The sequence below is a fragment of the Coprococcus sp. AF99-45 genome (assembly GCF_027663865.1).
Taxonomy (GTDB): Bacteria; Bacillota; Clostridia; order Lachnospirales; family Lachnospiraceae; genus Allocoprococcus; species Allocoprococcus comes.
The window spans coordinates 143,339-161,861 of sequence record NZ_JAQDGZ010000005.1 but is presented as its reverse complement, the minus strand read 5'-3'; the positions used below and the strand labels follow the sequence as shown (position 1 = coordinate 161,861).

Genomic DNA, 18,523 nt, shown 5'->3' with positions numbered 1-18,523 from the left:
TTTCTCTTTAATCCAGATCAATAAAATCCATTTCGAAAGTATCACCTTTTTTACGCTTTTCTTTCTTGATATTATAATCATCGAACGAATCAAAGTCGTCATCATCAAAATAGTCATCAAACTCATCAACGTTGCGAGTATCATCACTTATTCCTTCGTCATCATAATCATCGTCGAAGTCATCATCATAATAATCATCATCGTCGAAATCATCATCGAAGTCGTCATAATCATCTTCGAAATCATCATCCTGTCTCTTTTTGAACTGTGATTTCTTTTCTGCCTTAACAGGCTGGATCGGTTTTACCGGATTACGTTGCGGCTCATCGTCCAGTTCATATTCATCATACAGATCATCCAACTCTCTGTTGCGGTTATGTAACTTCACAACGGAAACAAGAAGGAAGATTACCAGAAGAATAACGATAACTGCTGCCGCTGCTACAAACCAGATCAGATGATCGGAAATCTTTTCTAAAATTGCGTCAAACTTGCTTGCACTCTTCTTATCCGGTGTAGTCGCAGACTTCGGAGTCTCCATTCTCTGATAAGTATGCTCTACAGAGTCATATAAATAGAGGGATTCTTCACCGTCATTATTTACTGCATATAATACATAGAAACCATCGCGGTCCGGTTCATCCCAGATTTCAAAAGTCTTGCCGTTGATCTCCAGATTTCCTTTTGAATACTTTGATGGCATAGACACTTTACTGCCTGCATCAAAAATTACGATAGAATAAGTATCTGAAATCACAACCTGTTCTGCCGGTGAGAAGCTGCTGTCAGATAAATCATACATCCAGAAATCGCCTTTTCCATCACCGTCTACCAGGTAAGCCATCTGAAGTCCTGTCTTTTCCTGCACAGCACCTTTATACGTCGAATCATTATAAGTAATCTCTCCTGCTGTAAATCCAGCTGGAATCATGCTGTCTGAGAAATCACCGGATAAGGTATACTCCTGACCATCAATCGTAACACTTGTTCCACTCGCAACATCCTTGATCTTGCTCGGATCTCCTGCTCCGATCGTAACATCCGCATATCCTTCTTCACATGCCACACTTGATCCAGCGCTGTCTGTAACCGTCGCATCTCCCTGTTCAAGTCTTGTACTTCCTTCCTGGAGAGCCTGGAATTTCATTGTAAACTCAATCCGGTCACTACTTCCGTCACCTGAACCTTTAAATGTCAGATTACCATCCGTGTCTGCATTCACTCCGTCTCCCTCTTCAAATCGCATATAAGAAGGATCGTAAGTCATATGAATCGTCGCGTCTCCGATTACATCTCCACTGACAACTGCTGTACCTGTGATCGTAAATTCATCCCCGACACTTGTCTCAAGATCAGAAAAGAATATCACACCATTTGCAGCTAGCGCCATCACAGAAAAACATGGTACGATCAGACATACAGACAAAAGAATTGTCGCTATTTTTTTCGTAAACTTCATCTTCATGTACTTTCCTCTTTCTAACCATATTAATTGTAAGTATAAATACTCTTAGACTCTATCTTACACTTTTTATGGGGAAATGTCTACTTGTTTGTAGAAATTCTCATTGTATCAATTTACTGACAACTCCGTTCTGCTTTATTTATCCGAAGAAAAACCCCGGCATAAACCGGAGTTCTTCTCTAATTTACATTTTCTGTTGTTCCGCCTGCATTGCTTTCTGCGCCTCCACCGGGATCCGGGGTTGGTGTTGAATCCGGTGCCGGATCTGGTGTTGGTGTCGGATCTGGCGCTGGATCCGGTTCCGGCGTTGGAACTGGAGTCGGTTCCGGCGTTGGAGCTGGAGTCGGTTCCGGCGTTGGAGTTGGTTCTACATAAGTATTATCATCGTACCCTCCATTCCATGAATTGTCCCAGGAATTTCCTCCGTCATACCAGTAATCATTCGATCCGTCATTATAATTATACTGATAATTATCCTGCGTATACCCCTGCCATGCATCCGGCGTTTCAATACCACTTGTATCTACACCTGCATCTGGCTGATTCATTGGCTGGTCCTGATTATCGGTATTTTCCTCCTGCTGGTTTTCAGCCTCTTCAGCTCTTTTCTTTTTCAAAATGTTAATATCTACATCGTTAATCAGCATATCGTAGAATGTAGATTTCTTTTTCAGTTCCTTATCTAATTTTTCTCTTCCGCATTGTTCTGTAAGAGTCTCCACACCTGAAAATAAATTCACACCAAGACCAAGTTTCTCTCCTGTAATCTCTGCTCCCAATGCTGCAAGTGTCGTTGGAAACATATCCATTGTAGAAAATTCTCGATTATGTGTTTTTTCAAAAGAAGTATCAAGATTCTCTGGTAAATTTATAAATGCATTATATACACTTCTCTCATAATCGTCACTCACATCATTACAAAAATCAGAATCCATTGTTAAATGATCCCCGCTTATTATAATTGTTGTATTCTCATAAAATGGCTGCTCCTGAATCCACTTAACAAATGCATCAACCTGTCTACTTGAACATGCCATTACATTTGCATATTGATTATCTCCAAATTCATTTTGACACTGCTCACATACATATCCATCTTCAAAATGAGTATCTACTGTCAACATTGTAAAATTAAATGGCTCGTCCTTTGTTCCTATTTCGCTTAACTTTTCTTTTGCATTTTCAAATAACTTTTGATCTTCATACCCCCACCATACCCAATAACCTTCTGGGATTTTTCCTTCTTCTACAGCCGTAGTATAATCAAATATTTCTGTTTTACCATGACTCTCAAAGTATGTTCTCCTTCCTCCAAAAGTAGCATCTGATCCAATCATAAAATATTGATTATATCCTTCTTCTGATAAAATATCTTCTAAATTTTTTGCTCTTGAAGAAAAGGATGTCTGCTCCGCTAATGTATCATTAATATCCTCATTCACATTTCTAATATCTTCTGTATTTTTTATTGGAATTCCAGATGTCTGAGCGAAAATTCCTCCCATCGTCCATGTGCATCCATACGCAGGATATCCTCCTCCCAACTTATCGCTTTGAGAAAAATTAGTATTTTCTTCTGCAAGAGTCGTCAATTCCGGAATACAGTTGAAATCCATTCCACCGCCATCTTCTTTTGACGCATAAGTGGATTCCATTGACTCCAGATAAATATAAATCAGATTTCTTTTTTGTTCCGGAAATGTAATCTTCGTTGTACGTGGATCCACATAATTCTGTTCAATAAAATGCGATTCTTTCTTCTGACTTACCAGATATTCTTTTACATCCAATTCATCATATACTTCATAAGCCGCCCTTCCTGCACTTCCACATGCAATCACAGCTACAAGAAATAACGCAATCATACATTTTCTATGCTTATTCCTTAATCCTATAATCAGGAAAATAGATAAAAATAATACTAATACTGCCAACGGTACGCATGCATTGATCCCATCCAGTACTACATCTGAGTTTGTCCCATCAAGCGGTACTTTCAGATGAAAAATAATTTCATCGATAGACAACAGCCCCCACGTGTCTAATACCCAGTTTCCCAGATTATAGAGAATAAATCCAAGAACAGATATTATGATCATTAGAATACAATAAAATCCATAGCCGATTTTTTTAATTATCTTTGGTTTTTTCATTTTCCTTTCATTTCCTTTACTTAGTATTTACAAACATACATAATGTAGTAAAGCATAAATATAAAAAAATTGCAATATTCACAAGCAATACAAATTCTAAAAAATGTTTCATTCTGTCATTGCTTAATAACTTACACTTAGTTTTTAAAGCCAAAAATTTTTCTAACCAAAGTAATCTTTGATAAAACAAATGCACCCCCTAAATCTAAAAGCACTTTACCAGCAATAATCAAAATCAACTGAATATTTGCTGACATTCCATTCACAACATATTTTTCTGTTATCTGCCACCACGGAAGAAGATCAAGTTCTACAATATGCACACACAATATCAACAAACTATATCTTCCAAGATATGCCAAACTTCCACCAATATATTTCGTCCTACACTCAATAATTTTGGAGATTAAAATAACAATCACACATGCACATATACAGCCAAAAATATCTATTATCCCTCGTCCAATATCACAATGCACTAACCAGAACGATTGGAAATTTTTTATAAATGAAATCCAAGTAAGTAGTGCAAAAAGAACTGAAAAGATTTTCACTTCCTTTGGCAACTCACTAATTTTAGTCTTTGCGCCCCTCCAGAGATATCCCATATAAATGAACATTGTAGCACATGCTCCTGCCTGTATGCTAAAAGGAAACCAAAATATTCTTCTTGAAAAATATCCTACTGCAAACAAACCCACTATAAATAACAATCTAATATATTTATCAAACTTGAACGATATTCTCAAGAAAATACTTCCCCAGAAAGTTGCCCACAAAAACCATATTGCACCAATTCCCGGTATCCAGAATGGCTCTGTATATGTATCACCTGCTCCATATAAAGCTGCATAACACCAGTTTTGAAATTCATCAAAAGCATTATTCCACCATACGCCCTTTAACGTTCCAATAATGATTATGACTATGCTGCTTATTATATATGGAACAAGCAATGTTCTTGCCTTATTTTTTATAAAACCATTCAAATCGCGCTTCTTATTCGTAAAATATCCTGTAATAAAGAAAAAAATAGGAACATGAAATGTAAACACAATTCGATTAATACTGGCATTTCCTAAATGGCCTAATATAATACAGATCATTGCTATCCCTTTAGCTATATCTATATATTGCAGTCTGGTACTTTTTGTTTTCATAACATTTATCCCCACTCAATTTCCACATTTTCTCTGTCTTTTTCCGATATCCTTCACATCAAAATTCGCAAACGGAAGCATCAAAAACACATCATAATACGCTTCAAACATATGATGCTCCATTACTGAATGAATGCAGACAATTGCCATAGCCATTAACATATATGGAAGATTTAAGTTTTTGATCATTATAATTGAAATAATCAGCATAACCAGTATAAATACCACCAGTCCTAACCTCATCAAAATATTCACATAAGAACTATCAATAAAGAAATAGTCTGCTACCACTTCTGTTGATCCTCCATTTCCACGCATTGGAATGTCCTGTCCCCATATCTGAACATCATACCTGTCAAAAACTTCTTTTCCTAAAGAAAGTCTCGTTGAAAAAAGAGTATTTAATTTTGCCATCCATTCTATATCTGGTCGATAAAATCTTGATACTAAGATCATAAATCCAGCTAAACCATATGGTGCCACCAGACATAAAATTTTTAGTAATAGTGATGGTATATATCCCTTTCCTTTCTTTGCACCTAATTTGTTTCTAATTTTCAAATAAACAACACATATAATCAAAATCATCATTACAATTTCACTATTCCGTACATCACAATATTTTTCAAACAGAACCACACTGATTATCATCATTCCAATTTCTATCCATGTGCATCTTGCCTGTCGGAGTACAATCCATACTGTTATCATAAAAACAATACCCGCCGCAAAATCTGTAGGATAAATAAACCCAAATGACATCCGCACCTGATCTCCCCTATGGTAAACCAAATTCGTGATAACTCCTGTATATCCTACAATCATCGTACAGATTATCATCGGAATTTCTACAATCAAATATACCTTTAAAATTTTTCTATAATCAATATCATTTGCACCAGCAATCAATAATCTCGTTTCAAGCAATGCATCAGCTCCAGAATATCTCCTTGCAATTACAAATGATCCAATAATCAGAAATACAAATAATATTTTCTTCATATCCACTGGTCTCATCACCATATACCGGAACAATACTACCAGTCCAATCCCTATCTGAACACAGAAATAAAAAAAGGTGGCCACGGAATATGTGCCATCGTTGTCCAGCTGTAAGTCAAAACCAGCCATACGGCAAAAATTCCAAGAAAAAATATTTCTGATAAATTACATTTGAATTCATAAGATGAATTTATCCATTTTCCCTCTACCTTATTGTTAATTTACTTTATCCAATTCATTTTATTTCCTCTCTTTACAGACAGTTTAAATCAGGATATGCTTTGCAACATATCCTGATTTATCCAAACCTTTTATAATTCCTCAGCCACCATCTCCAGTGCCGCCTCAATTACCTTATCCATATCATAATACTTATAATTTCCAAGACGTCCACCAAAGATCACATTCTTTTCCTGCTCTGCAAGCTTTCTGTATTCTTCAAACAGCTTATTGTTCTGTTCGTTATTTACCGGATAATATGGTTCCATTCCTACTTTCCATTCGGAAGAATACTCTTTGGAGATAACAGTTTTTTCCTGCTTTCCAAATTCAAAATGCTTGTGTTCGATGATACGTGTATAAGGAACTTCTCTTTCGGTATAGTTTACGACTGCATTTCCCTGATAGTTGTCTGTTTCAAGCACTTCTGTTTCAAATCTTACCGAACGATATTCCAGTGCTCCGAGCTTGTATCCGAAGTATTCGTCGATCATTCCGGTAAACAGTGTCTTCTCTGCGATATCCGGATTTTCTTTGATGAACTCAAAGTAGTCGGTATCTGTCTTTACTTCGATTCCGTCCAGCATCTTTTCAATGATCTTTGTATATCCGCCGATCGGGATTCCCTGATATCTGTCATTGAAGTAGTTATTGTCAAATGTAAATCTTACCGGTAAACGTTTGATGATGAATGCCGGAAGGTCTTTGCAGGCACGTCCCCACTGTTTTTCGGTATAACCTTTTACCAATTTCTCAAATACATCTTTTCCTACAAGAGATAATCCCTGTTCTTCCAGGTTCTTCGGCTCTGTGATTCCAGTCTCTGCAACCTGTTTTGCGATCATATCTTTTGCTTCCTGTGGTGTCTTGATATTCCACATTTTGCTGAATGTATTCATGTTGAATGGCAGATTGTAAAGCTCATCCTTGTAAATTGCTACCGGTGAGTTAATGTAATTATTGAACTCTGCGAACTGATTGATGTAATCCCAAACCTGTTTGTTGGATGTGTGGAAAATATGTGCACCATATTTGTGAACATTGATTCCTTCAATATTTTCACAATAAATATTTCCACCGATATGCGGACGCTTGTCAATTACCAGACAGGTTTTTCCTTTTTTCTTTGCTTCGTGAGCAAATACTGCCCCATATAATCCTGATCCTACTACTAAATAATCATACTTCATAATACTAAATCCTCTCTTTTATTTCTTTGTAATTTTATCTTTTATCATCTTTCCCATTCCGACGACACTTCCCACTCCATAACTTAAATGAAGTAAAAAGAAGATTCCCGGAAGCAAAAGCTGACATATATGCTTCGCCTCATTTTTTACAGACAGAATTGCCATTCCGATTGCACCACACCAATAAGTGATCCACATGGCAATCGCCAGAAATGGCTTCTTTAGTGCTACCAAAATGGATGTCACAAGAATCGCAATCACAAAAGCAAACGGCACAAAATGATAAATGCTGAGACATCCAGGACATACGCCAAGAGTTCTTGCTACCCAGTCTCCATTGCCGTATTTCTGCTTCATCATTCCCGGAATCGAACTTCTCACATATTGCCAGGAATGAATCTGCGGATCGTAGCATAAGCGGTATCCTGCCTGCCGGATCCGGTAATGCATCTCATTATCTTCCGTTCTTCCCAGATTTTCATTGAAAAGTCCAACCTTTTCAAATACTTCTCTCCGATACGCTGCATGGAACATGGACTTTACATATTTCTTTTCATTCTCTCTCCGGAAACCTGCGATTCCACTTCCAAACATCGAACTTTCCGCGCTCAGTAGAAGTCTCTGCCAAGGTGTGTCCTTCTCCGGAAGATTCGGTCTTGGCCCCCCGGTGACATATTCTCCGCTTTCCATGCATTCCACATTCTTGGAAACAAAATCCTCTGGAATGCGTCCATGTGCGTCCAGACGGATAATAATATCTCCGGTTGAACTACGGATTGCCTGATTCCATCCGGATGCCTGATTGTTCCCCGGATTTTCCGTAACAAAGCAGTTATGATACTGCGGATTTTCTTCGGCAAAACGTTCCATAATCCGTCTGGTTCCATCTGTTGAACTGCTGTCCACCATCACAACTTCGATCTGCTCTGCCGGGTAATCCTGTTTTGTGATATCCTCCAGCAAGTGCGGAAGATACTCTTCTTCATTGCGCGCAATCGTGCAAACTGATACTAACATACATTTCTCCTATACTGTAGTTCTTATCGTAATACTGCAAATACTGTCATAAACATGGTCATAAAATCTCTCCACAGACTGTATTTGCGCAGATCTTCCAGATTATAACTCATCTTCTCCGGAAGCACTTCATGAATATAAGCATAATCCACATCTTCTACATGCTCCAGCATTTCACCCTCATCTTTGTAGCATACGCTGGCTCTGGAAGTGATTCCTGCCGGTAACAAAAGAGTCGCATACATTTCTTTAGTATAGCCTTTTACATACTTCACAACTTCCGGTCTGGTTCCAACAAAACTCATCTCTCCACGAAGAACATTGATAAGCTGCGGAAATTCATCAATCCTGCAGCCACGGATCACTTTTCCAACCCGTGTCAGTCTGGAATCCTGACTGATCGTAACCTGTGTTCCCATCTTGTCCGCATTCTGCACCATAGTACGGAACTTTAGAATGTGAAATTTCTTTCCATACTGTGTCACACGCACCTGCTTGTAAATCACCGGTCCCGGTGAATCCAGCTTGATTGCAATACTGATGACTAACATGATCGGTGATAAAATGACAAGTAAAATCATCGAAAGCAGAATGTCAAAATATCTCTTTAATCTTAATTCTTTTTCGTGTCTGATCAGAATATCATAGTATTGTTTTACTTCGTCTGTTCTCATAAACTTCGGAAGTTCGTCCCATTTTCTCATACAGCATTCCTATCCGATGCATTCCTTCAATACATCCGTCACGTATTTTACCTCTTCATCGGTAAGTTTCGTATGAAGCGGTAATGTAATTGCATTTTCAAATAAAGCATAAGCATTTGGATAATTTTTGATATCAAATCCCATATTTTTGTATGCAGATAACAACGGTAACGGTTTGTAATGCACATTCGTTGCTACGCCATGCTCTGCCATCTTCGTAATGATCTCATTACATTCTTCCCGTGTTTTTTCCTGAACACGGATCAGATACAAATGTCCGCTGGACTTATGATCTGTATCAAAATGATTCAGTACATTCACAGGAAGACTTTCCAGTGCTTTATCATACATTCCTATGATTTCCCGACGCCGTGCTAATAATGCATCATAGCGCTTTAACTGTACCAATCCAATAGAAGCCATGATATCGGTCATATTGCATTTGAAATAAGGTGCCACAACATCATACTCCCATGCGCCAAGCTGCGTCTTTGCTAGCGCATCTTTGGATTGACCATGCAGTGAAAAAAGCATATATTTTTTATAAATCTCATCATCATCCACACCTTCGATCGGACGCCATGTGACTGCTCCTCCTTCCGCTGTGGTAAGATTCTTTACTGCATGGAAGGAAAAACTTGTGAAATCTGCAGCCTGTCCACATTTCTTTCCTTTTCGCTCTGCGCCAAATGCATGTGCAGCATCTGCCACCACAATCACTCTGCCAAACTTCTCCTGAAGTTCATTTGCCGGATGGAAAAGTGATTTCTTTGCTTCTACAATTTCAAATATCTTATCATAGTCACACATAATTCCGGCAAGATCTACCGGGATAACCGCTTTCGTCTTCTCTGTGATTGCATCTGCCAGCTTCTCATAATCCATCTCGTAAGAATCTTTTGCCACATCCACCAGAATCAGTTTTGCACCTACATGCTCTACTACACTGGCTGATGCAGTATAAGTATAGGCAGTTGTAATTACTTCATCTCCCGGTCCAATTCCCAGAAGACGCAGTGTCATCTCCAGGCAGGCTGTTGCTGAATTCAGACAGACCACCCTGTTTGTTTCCATATATTCTGACAGTTTCTTTTCAAAAAGCTTCGTCTTTGGTCCTGTTGTGATCCAGCCACTTCTTAACGTATCTACAACCTCTGCTATTTCCTCTTCCGTGATATCCGGAGGAGAGAAAGCGATATGCATGTTTTTCATAAAAAAACTTCTTTCTTCATAAATTTTAGATCTTTATTGATACTTTTCTAATTCTAAATACTCTTTCCAGAACTTATAAGATGTCAAATATTTTCTTCTGTTATAATAAGCTTTATCTACTTCTTTGTGAATTTTTTTATAACGCTTCACTGTTTCAAGATAGTATTTCATGACCTGTCTGAATTTCTTCTTATCCAGATATCTGATTTCTGCAGTATATGCATTTGGATTAATTGCAATGACACTATCTACAAGGCATTGTCTCTGTGGATTATAGAACCAGTCATGAGCAACCGCCGCCGGCCCTTTCCGTAACCATTTTTTTGGCCAGAAAAGCTGTCCATTAAAAGTCAGACGATAAAGAATGGTATCCTTCAGACTTCTGTGATCTGTTTGATAAATAGAATCAATATCCACCCCATATTCATCAAATTCTGCAAGATCTGCCATATTTGCATTTTTTGCGGACATTGTTTTTAATCGTTCCTGACATTTTTCCGTTTCAATAAAAGCAGGTCCTTTTAAATAATCTCTGATTGCATCAACAATGATTTCTGCAGCATCATAATTAAAGCGCAGTATTTCCGTTAAAAACATACCATTAAAACGTTTCCAGATACGTTCTCTTCTGTTTCTGGACGGATTACATGCCTCTTCAATCAAAAAGTTACGGAATACTTGATAATATTCCATGAAATAATTGAACTTTAAAGTAAAGCCCATATGCCATACGCAAATACCGTTCATGGTAATAAATTTAGCATTATTACGGAAACTGAATTCCGTATCATCAACACGGATAAACAATGGTAATGCAAATCCGTTTTTCTCGATCATTGTTACCGGTACACAACAATACCACCAGCCAGCATAGGAATCAGCCTTTTTCGTTTTTGCTTCCTCTTTTTGAAGCATTTCAGCCATCTCTACAATTTTTCCATGACCTTTTGAAGAATTCTGTCCTCCATCTGCTCCTAAAAATCCCACATCTTCATGGAAAACATCCATCTCTTCATAACAAAGCATGGCACCACTGATAATATAATCTTTATATTTTTCTTTTGCCAGTAACAATAATAAATATGTTCTTTTTATACTTTCTGATAAAACAACAACATCATCATCCATCAATAATACATGAGTCGCCTTTGGTTTCTGGCGAATAGATTCGATCATTCCTCGTGTAAATCCACCTGAACCGCCTACATTTTTATTTCTGTGATAATAAATATGCGGACCTTCAAATTCTTCCGCCGACAATACTCGACCCTCATCATTATCAACGATGTGAAGATAAACATTTTTTCCAATGATATCATCCTGAGTTAAAATTTCATCCTTGATCATTTTAACATTTTTACGAATAAAGTCTTCTTTTTTAAATGTTGTCGTTGCGATTGAAAGTCTCACTTCATTGAAATCACTTTCATTTACCTCAGCATAATAACCACCACCATATACACAGCACTCTGAATACATGCGGAGTTCAAATGCAATCAATGTGTCCTTATTTGATGGAATCTCAACAATAATTTCTGCTTTTTGATCGCAATGGTATTCTTTCTTTAACAAAACATTTCTTTTTGCTGAATTCTCAATTCTATGATATCCGGACAGAACCAGCTCAAAGTCACCTTTAATTTCAAGCTTCAACATCGTTTTGCCGATTTTTGTGTGTTTTTTCCATTTTTTCATAGAAAAGGCATTTAAATATGCCCCAAAATCACATGTACTATATTTTGAAAATACAAAACATTTTTCTTCAGCATCACGGATTCCTAATCCACCCTTATAAAAAAGATCGGCATTATCTGTATATTCTTCTTTATCTGGAAATAGAATACTTTGCAATTTTAACTCCATTGTTTACATCTCCTTATTTTGTACTTCTTTTAACTCTAAATAACTGCTCCAAAAATCCTTGCTTTCAAGTTTCGAATGATTTTTTCTATATTCTTCACAAACCTTGTCATAATGCAAATCTATTAATCGAAATACTTTCAACATTTTTATATATGCTTTTAGTAGTTCTATCCTGCTCCGCTTCACACAAATTGCATTTCCTGCTGCATCAGCATACACAACCTCATTGCAGCGGAACAAGTCATAAATATTCGGATTTGGTCTGGCTACTTTTGTCGCTCTGTTTTTATATGCAGGCAGAAAATGACCATTCATTGACAACATGATCAATATTCGCTTTAATTTACACGGTGGTTCAGCCTCCGGTCTACCACATGGATCCAGATCTTCCGGCTTGATTCCATTATGTCCTATAAATTCTTCTGCCGGCATAGACTGATAATTATATTTTTTTAATCCATCATGCACACCTAAGGTATCCGCATTATAAAACCACTTAAAACCTCTTAAAAAATCAACCGCACCTTTCAAATTCAGATCCACATATTTATATCTGTATTTTCCGATATTACTGCTGACCTGCACAAAAAGCATCTTTTTGAAATCCTTTGCAGCAAACTGCGGATTATGGATTGCATTCGTAATTGCCAGATTTCTGACATCATAATACTCCAGGAAACCAGGTAATTTATTTTCAAAAGCTTCATGCCAGATCGTTATTCCATTTAAGAAAATAAACTGCCCATTTGCCCTCAATCCATATTCTATATCATCTCTATGGATAAAAAACGGCAAAGGATAATGCATTTCCTTAATAAACGGAACCGGAATACACGAATACCACCAGCCTGTATACTCTGCTTTTTGAATCTGTTCATTTATCACGACATTTTTTAATTGTGTCATGTCAAAATTATGGTTATTCGCAACAATATCACCATCATTCCAGCAGGCACCACATTCATACTGCAGAGTTGGCAAATCTTCTCTTAATAATGAGCCTCCGATTACTGCCATTCTGTATTTCTCTTTAAGCAGGGTCAATAATGTATAAGTTCGTTCTATCGCTTCAGGAGAAATCACAGCATCGTCATCCATCAATAAAACATGTGTAATACTATCATCTCGCATATGTTCGAACATCGTTCTGGTAAATCCACCCACTCCACCAAGGTTTTTATTCTTAACAATGCGAATATGTTCATCCTCGATTTTTTCTCTTACTAATGTACCGCCATTATCGGATATGCATACCGACAAATGTCCATAAGATAAGGCATTCTCATTGTTAAGCAGATTTTCTTTTAATACTTTCATATTTCGCTCAACATACTTCTCACGTTTGAAAGTACAAATGCCTATTCCTATCTTAACTTCCTTCTTTTCCCTCTCTTCATCAGTCATATAACTTGCTGCATAGAGGGCTGTATCCTCCTCAGCGATTATGGATACACCTACTACTCCACTCTCCGGTAAAGCAAATATTGGAGTATTCACGGAATCTTCGCCTTTGCTTTCCATTGGAAATTGCATAATTATCTTCGAACATACTTTTTTATTCTTGCAGGATAAGGCATATATGACAACCTTTATTTTTCCTTTAAAATTAACAGACACACAAACCGATTGAATACCTGTATACTTTCTCCATTTTTCAGCAGAAAAAATATTCATATATGTCAAGAAATCTGCTTCACCACCTGCATTAAGCAATATTCCACTCTCTGACTTAATTCCGTTTTTTAATTTATAGTATAATTCTGGTTCCTCAACAGACTGTTGATTCCATACAATTTTTTGTAATATCATGCTTTTCACCACTTACTGATTCATATGCATATATTCAGTTGTTACTTCTTCTACCAGACCACTCATTCGAACATTTCCTTTGTCAATCCAAATAGCATGATCACATAACTGTCTGACAGAATTTATATCATGAGAAACATATAACAGAGTTGTTCCTCCACTCAACATCTGCCCCATTCTCTCATAACATTTCTGCTGGAACTGGTAATCACCAACGGATAATATTTCATCAACCACGAGAATATCCGGTCTCACCATGGTAGCTATTGCAAATCCAAGTCTTGCCTGCATACCAGAGGAAAAATTCTTAATCGGAACATCCAAGAAATCCTGCAATTCTGCGAATTCAATAATTTCATCAAAATGCTCTTCCATAAATTTTCTTGAATGTCCAAGTACAGTTCCATTCAAAAACACATTTTCTCTAGCCGTCATATTCATATCAAACCCGGCACCCAATTCAATCAACGGTGCAATGGTCCCTTTTGTAGTAACTGAACCTTTGTATGGTTTTAAAATTCCACAGCAGGCTTTTAAAAGCGTTGACTTTCCGGATCCGTTTGTTCCGATCAGTCCCCACGCCTCTCCTCTTTTTACTTTTAAATTGACATCTTTTAACGCAAGAAATTCCTGGAACATCAATTCGTGTTTGATCAGTTTGATCACATATTCTTTCAGGTTATCTACCTTTTCAGATGCCATGTTGAACCGAATCGTCAGGTTATCAACATCAACAATATATTCTTCGTTCATTCGCCCTTCTCCTAGATATATAAAATGAAGTTATCCTGTGTTTTCTTAAATACACCAAGTCCAATTGACAGCATGATAAAAGCCATTACCCAGCAACCAATAAAGATTCTTGGAGTTGTAAAATGTCTGTATAAAACAAGATCTCTGAAGAACTGGATATAATAAAACATTGGATTACAGTATTCTACCAGCTTTCTGAGCCAGTCCGGAAGCAGCTCGATCGGGTAAAACATTGGAGTTACATACATCCATGCTACTGTGATGGCATTGTAGATATACTGAATATCTCGAAAGAAAACATTCGCAGCAGAAAGGAAAAAGCCCAATCCGCATACAAAGATATACAGCGGAATCACTACCAATGGAAAAAGCAGGATATATGGTGAAAACGGTGCTCTGGTGATCAGCATGACCAGAATCAATGCTCCCATTGAAAAAATAAGGTCGATCAGGGAACTTGTTACTTTTGATAAGGTAAAAATATATTTAGGTACATATATTTTCTTGATCAAAGCTCCATTATCCAACACAGAATACATAGACATATGGGTTGCATTATTCATAAAATCAAATAATGCCTGACCTGTCAGCAGGTAAACCGGAAAGTTTTCGATTCCGCGCTGGAACATTTGGGAAAATACCAGTGTCATTACAAGCATGATCAGCAGCGGATTCAAAATACTCCACACATATCCCAGAAAACTTCTTCTGTATTTTAATTTCACGTCTCTGACTACCAGTTCTCTTAATAAATCTTTATATCTAAAAAATGTATTTATCCTATCTCTTGTTACGCTCATTATTCTTCTCCAATTTAATATGAATCTCTTCGGCCTTTAAATGCAAGTACAGCTAACGGGAATGCAGCATATCTTGTTTTCCGTAAAAACAACACTGCCGGATTCTTTACTCTGTCATACACTTCTCTGTTCTTATGATAAAAATATGCATCTAATTTCATTGCTTCTTTTCGCATACCATTCTTCAGAGGAAAGCTGATATAAATTTTCATCTGACTGGTAAGGATTGTTGCTGTCAATTCCCTGATATACTCCAGATTTGCCTTTGGAGCCGTCTTCTCGACTTTTTTGCAGTACTGATTGAGCCGCATAAGAACCCGCAGATGATTCTTCAGATTCTTCTGCATCTTTTCAATGGACATACTTTGTCCCGGAAGTCCCAGACGATATTGGTAAACAGGGTCTTCCATAAAATATACTGTCTTCACGTAAGGAATCGGAAATGCAATAAACTCTACATCTACATAAAAAGTGTGTTCATCAATCTGTTCATTTGCTTTCCTGAAAAGCTCCGTCTTCACAGTCGTGGCATGCATATCTATGATGGTCTTACCAACAATCTCCTCAAACTGGTAGAGCTTGTTATACTCGATTTTTTCAAACGGATATTCCTGCCTCTTTTCCGGCAGCCGTGTCGTATGGTTGATCCAGGTATAATTCGATGCAACGATATCAGCATCAATTTCTTTTAAAAGTTTCACCAGTCGGATGAAGCTTCTGGTGTCTACCCAGTCATCTCCATCAACAACTTTAAAATATTTTCCTCTTGCCTCACGAGCTCCCGTGTTGATGGTGGAACCATGTCCGCCGTTTTCTTTATTGATCAACCGGAACGTATTTTCATACTTTGAAACATATCTTTCCGCAATTGTTGCAGTATCATCGCTGGAACCATCATTCACGATCAAAACTTCAATATCATCCATGACTTCAGAATTCACAAAGGATTCCAGACAGTCTTCCAGATATGCCTGCACATTGTAACTTGGGACAGTTACTGTTAATATTTTCTCGTCCATTGTTCTCCTAACCTGATTTAATACTATTTTTCTCAAAAAAAGTTGGTTTTACAGATATTTAGTTCTATCTGAATCACCAACTTTTATTCTGATTACTAGAATATTATACTACACTTTTCTTTAGATGGAAAGATTATATCAAATACTCGCATCTTTGTCAAATCTGCCCACTTTATATACCACTGTGTTTTTCATCTACAATGGGTCCTTCATGACTGATCCTCCCTAAACTGACCAGTTTCTGAAAAGCCTCACTGTCTCTTTTTTTATCTTCCGGTCTGATATGATAAGTAGAAATCATATCTGCAACTTTTTCTTTAATATCCGGACTTTCTTCCATTGCTGCCTTTTCCAGCTCTCGCAGCTGGCTGAGGAAATGTACTTCATCGAACTCAAGAGGTTTGCCGATAAAAATCAGGTTGTTCGCTGTTTTCTGTAGTCCCTCTTCTTTTGTCAGCAATTCCTCATACAGCTTTTCCCCCGGTCTAAGACCGGTATACTTGATCTCCATATTCACACCAAGTGTATATCCGGAAAGTCGGATCAGATTCTTTGCCAGATCAGCAATCTTCACAGGCTCTCCCATATCCAGCACAAAGATTTCTCCGCCATGGGCATAAGCTCCCGCCTGAAGTACCAGTGAAACTGCTTCCGGTATCGTCATAAAATAACGGATAATATCCGGATGCGTAACTGTCACAGGACCTCCTGCCTCCATCTGTTTTTTAAACAGCGGAATAACGCTTCCATTACTTCCTAACACATTCCCGAATCGTACGATCACGTATTCTGTTCTGGAATATTTGCTGAAGGTCTGTACGATCATTTCACACATACGTTTCGATGCACCCATGATATTGGTAGGGTTTACTGCTTTATCCGTAGAGATCAGTACAAATTTCTTTACCCCGTACTTGTCCGCAGCTCTTGCTGTCTTATAAGTACCAAACACATTGTTTTTAATGGCTTCATTCGGGCTGTCTTCCATAAGTGGCACGTGTTTATGGGCTGCCGCATGAAAAACAACATCCGGTCGATAATGCTCCATGACGCTTTCAATTCGACTTGTATTTCGAACAGAACCTATCAGTACTTCCAACTTCAGATTTGGATACTTACGAACCAGCTCCTGCTGAATGTCATAGGCATTGTTCTCATAGATATCAAAAATGATAAGAAGCTTTGGATTGTGGGAAGCGATCTGACGGCATAATTCACTTCCGATGGAGCCGCCGCCTCCCGTAACCAATACTCTTTTATTTCTCACATACTGCCCAACGCTTTCCATATCAATTTCAATAGTATCTCTTCCGAGAAGATCTTCGATGGATACTTCCCGCAGGTTTGACACTCCTACATCGTCATTGATCAGCTGATACATTCCCGGTAATATCTTAAGTTTACAATCTGTAAGATTACAGATTCTTAAGATATCTCTGGTATTTTTTGTTCCTGCCGAAGGAATTGCAAGGATAATTTCTTCTGCATCATACTTCTTTGCTGCTTCCTGAATCTTATCTCTTCCTCCGACAATGCGGATTCCATGAATGTATTTTCCTTTTTTGGAAGGATTATCATCAATCACGCAGACAACCTTCTGATTCAGGTATTTACTGCTTTTTAATTCTTTGATGATCATATTTCCGGCTTCGCCGGCACCGATCACAATGGTGTTACGGCTATGCCTGGTTGATTTCTTCAATCCATTTTCCATGGTATGCAAAATGCGATAAGAAAATCGAGTGATGATCGTTGTGATACTTAACAAAATAAAATAGAAGAAATAATAACTTCTCGGAACCTGCAGATACAACAAACTGAAACCGAAAGCCTGAAAGACCGTTGACAGCATTGTTGCACCAAGAATGGCAAGCATCTCATTTATGCTGGCATAAGACCATACCCTGTTATACAGATTAAGTACTAAAAAAATGACTACTGTTGTGATAACATTGATGACCATATAGCTCTCGACACTGTACATATACTCTGCCGGTACCCAGATATTATCCAATTTAAAACGCAAAATAATTGCCAGATAAGAATCCAGGATCACACTTAAGATATCTACAATAAACAGTGCGATCATCCGACTTCTGGAATTTTGCAATCCCCATGTTTTTTTCATAAGCGACCTCCATTTGTACAACATAATAC

General features: G+C 37.6%; 14 protein-coding genes. All 14 read right to left on the bottom strand.

Annotated elements, in window-relative coordinates:
- Positions 1-7 precede the first annotated feature (7 nt).
- The 14 genes from PGR14_RS06150 to PGR14_RS06085 all read right to left on the bottom strand — a co-directional run bounded on the left by PGR14_RS06150 (position 8) and on the right by PGR14_RS06085 (position 18,494).
- On the bottom strand, positions 8-1,465 hold the full coding sequence (locus PGR14_RS06150) for a hypothetical protein (RefSeq protein ID WP_055261041.1): 1,458 nt from the start codon (positions 1,463-1,465) through the stop codon (positions 8-10).
- A gap of 179 nt (positions 1,466-1,644) precedes the next feature.
- Positions 1,645-3,618 (bottom strand): LTA synthase family protein, encoded by a 1,974-nt coding sequence (locus PGR14_RS06145; RefSeq protein ID WP_070098620.1) that lies wholly within the window; start codon positions 3,616-3,618, stop codon positions 1,645-1,647.
- Between the two features lie 137 nt (positions 3,619-3,755).
- Entirely contained in the window at positions 3,756-4,778 is a 1,023-nt protein-coding gene (locus PGR14_RS06140; protein WP_022220071.1) for an acyltransferase family protein, read from the bottom strand.
- Between the two features lie 15 nt (positions 4,779-4,793).
- Positions 4,794-5,780: a hypothetical protein gene (locus tag PGR14_RS06135; protein ID WP_156330630.1), complete on the bottom strand. Its 987-nt coding sequence runs from the start codon at positions 5,778-5,780 to the stop codon at positions 4,794-4,796.
- Between the two features lie 311 nt (positions 5,781-6,091).
- Positions 6,092-7,189, bottom strand: a complete 1,098-nt coding sequence (glf, locus tag PGR14_RS06130) for a UDP-galactopyranose mutase (RefSeq protein WP_022220073.1) — start codon at positions 7,187-7,189, stop codon at positions 6,092-6,094.
- 18 nt (positions 7,190-7,207) lie between these two features.
- On the bottom strand, positions 7,208-8,206 hold the full coding sequence (locus tag PGR14_RS06125; RefSeq protein ID WP_022220074.1) for a glycosyltransferase family 2 protein: 999 nt from the start codon (positions 8,204-8,206) through the stop codon (positions 7,208-7,210).
- A 23-nt stretch (positions 8,207-8,229) separates the two neighbouring features.
- On the bottom strand, positions 8,230-8,910 hold the full coding sequence (locus tag PGR14_RS06120; RefSeq protein ID WP_008374631.1) for a sugar transferase: 681 nt from the start codon (positions 8,908-8,910) through the stop codon (positions 8,230-8,232).
- Between the two features lie 9 nt (positions 8,911-8,919).
- Complete coding sequence (locus PGR14_RS06115) at positions 8,920-10,113, bottom strand: DegT/DnrJ/EryC1/StrS family aminotransferase (RefSeq protein WP_270223162.1); 1,194 nt, start codon at positions 10,111-10,113, stop codon at positions 8,920-8,922.
- A gap of 42 nt (positions 10,114-10,155) precedes the next feature.
- Positions 10,156-11,985: a glycosyltransferase family 2 protein gene (locus PGR14_RS06110; protein ID WP_022220076.1), complete on the bottom strand. Its 1,830-nt coding sequence runs from the start codon at positions 11,983-11,985 to the stop codon at positions 10,156-10,158.
- Positions 11,986-11,988: 3 nt separating this feature from the next.
- On the bottom strand, positions 11,989-13,794 hold the full coding sequence (locus PGR14_RS06105; RefSeq protein WP_022220077.1) for a glycosyltransferase: 1,806 nt from the start codon (positions 13,792-13,794) through the stop codon (positions 11,989-11,991).
- Between the two features lie 12 nt (positions 13,795-13,806).
- A complete protein-coding gene (locus tag PGR14_RS06100) occupies positions 13,807-14,547 on the bottom strand; it encodes an ABC transporter ATP-binding protein (RefSeq protein ID WP_022220078.1) in 741 nt (246 codons plus the stop codon).
- A gap of 11 nt (positions 14,548-14,558) precedes the next feature.
- Positions 14,559-15,347 carry an ABC transporter permease gene (locus tag PGR14_RS06095; RefSeq protein WP_022220079.1) on the bottom strand — a complete coding sequence of 263 codons (789 nt, stop codon included), beginning with the start codon at positions 15,345-15,347 and terminating at the stop codon, positions 14,559-14,561.
- A 14-nt stretch (positions 15,348-15,361) separates the two neighbouring features.
- Positions 15,362-16,366, bottom strand: a complete 1,005-nt coding sequence (locus PGR14_RS06090; protein WP_022220080.1) for a glycosyltransferase family 2 protein — start codon at positions 16,364-16,366, stop codon at positions 15,362-15,364.
- A 172-nt stretch (positions 16,367-16,538) separates the two neighbouring features.
- The gene (locus PGR14_RS06085; RefSeq protein WP_022220081.1) at positions 16,539-18,494 is read right to left on the bottom strand and encodes a polysaccharide biosynthesis protein; all 1,956 of its coding nucleotides are present in this window, start codon (positions 18,492-18,494) and stop codon (positions 16,539-16,541) included.
- Between the last annotated feature and the right edge of the window lie 29 nt (positions 18,495-18,523).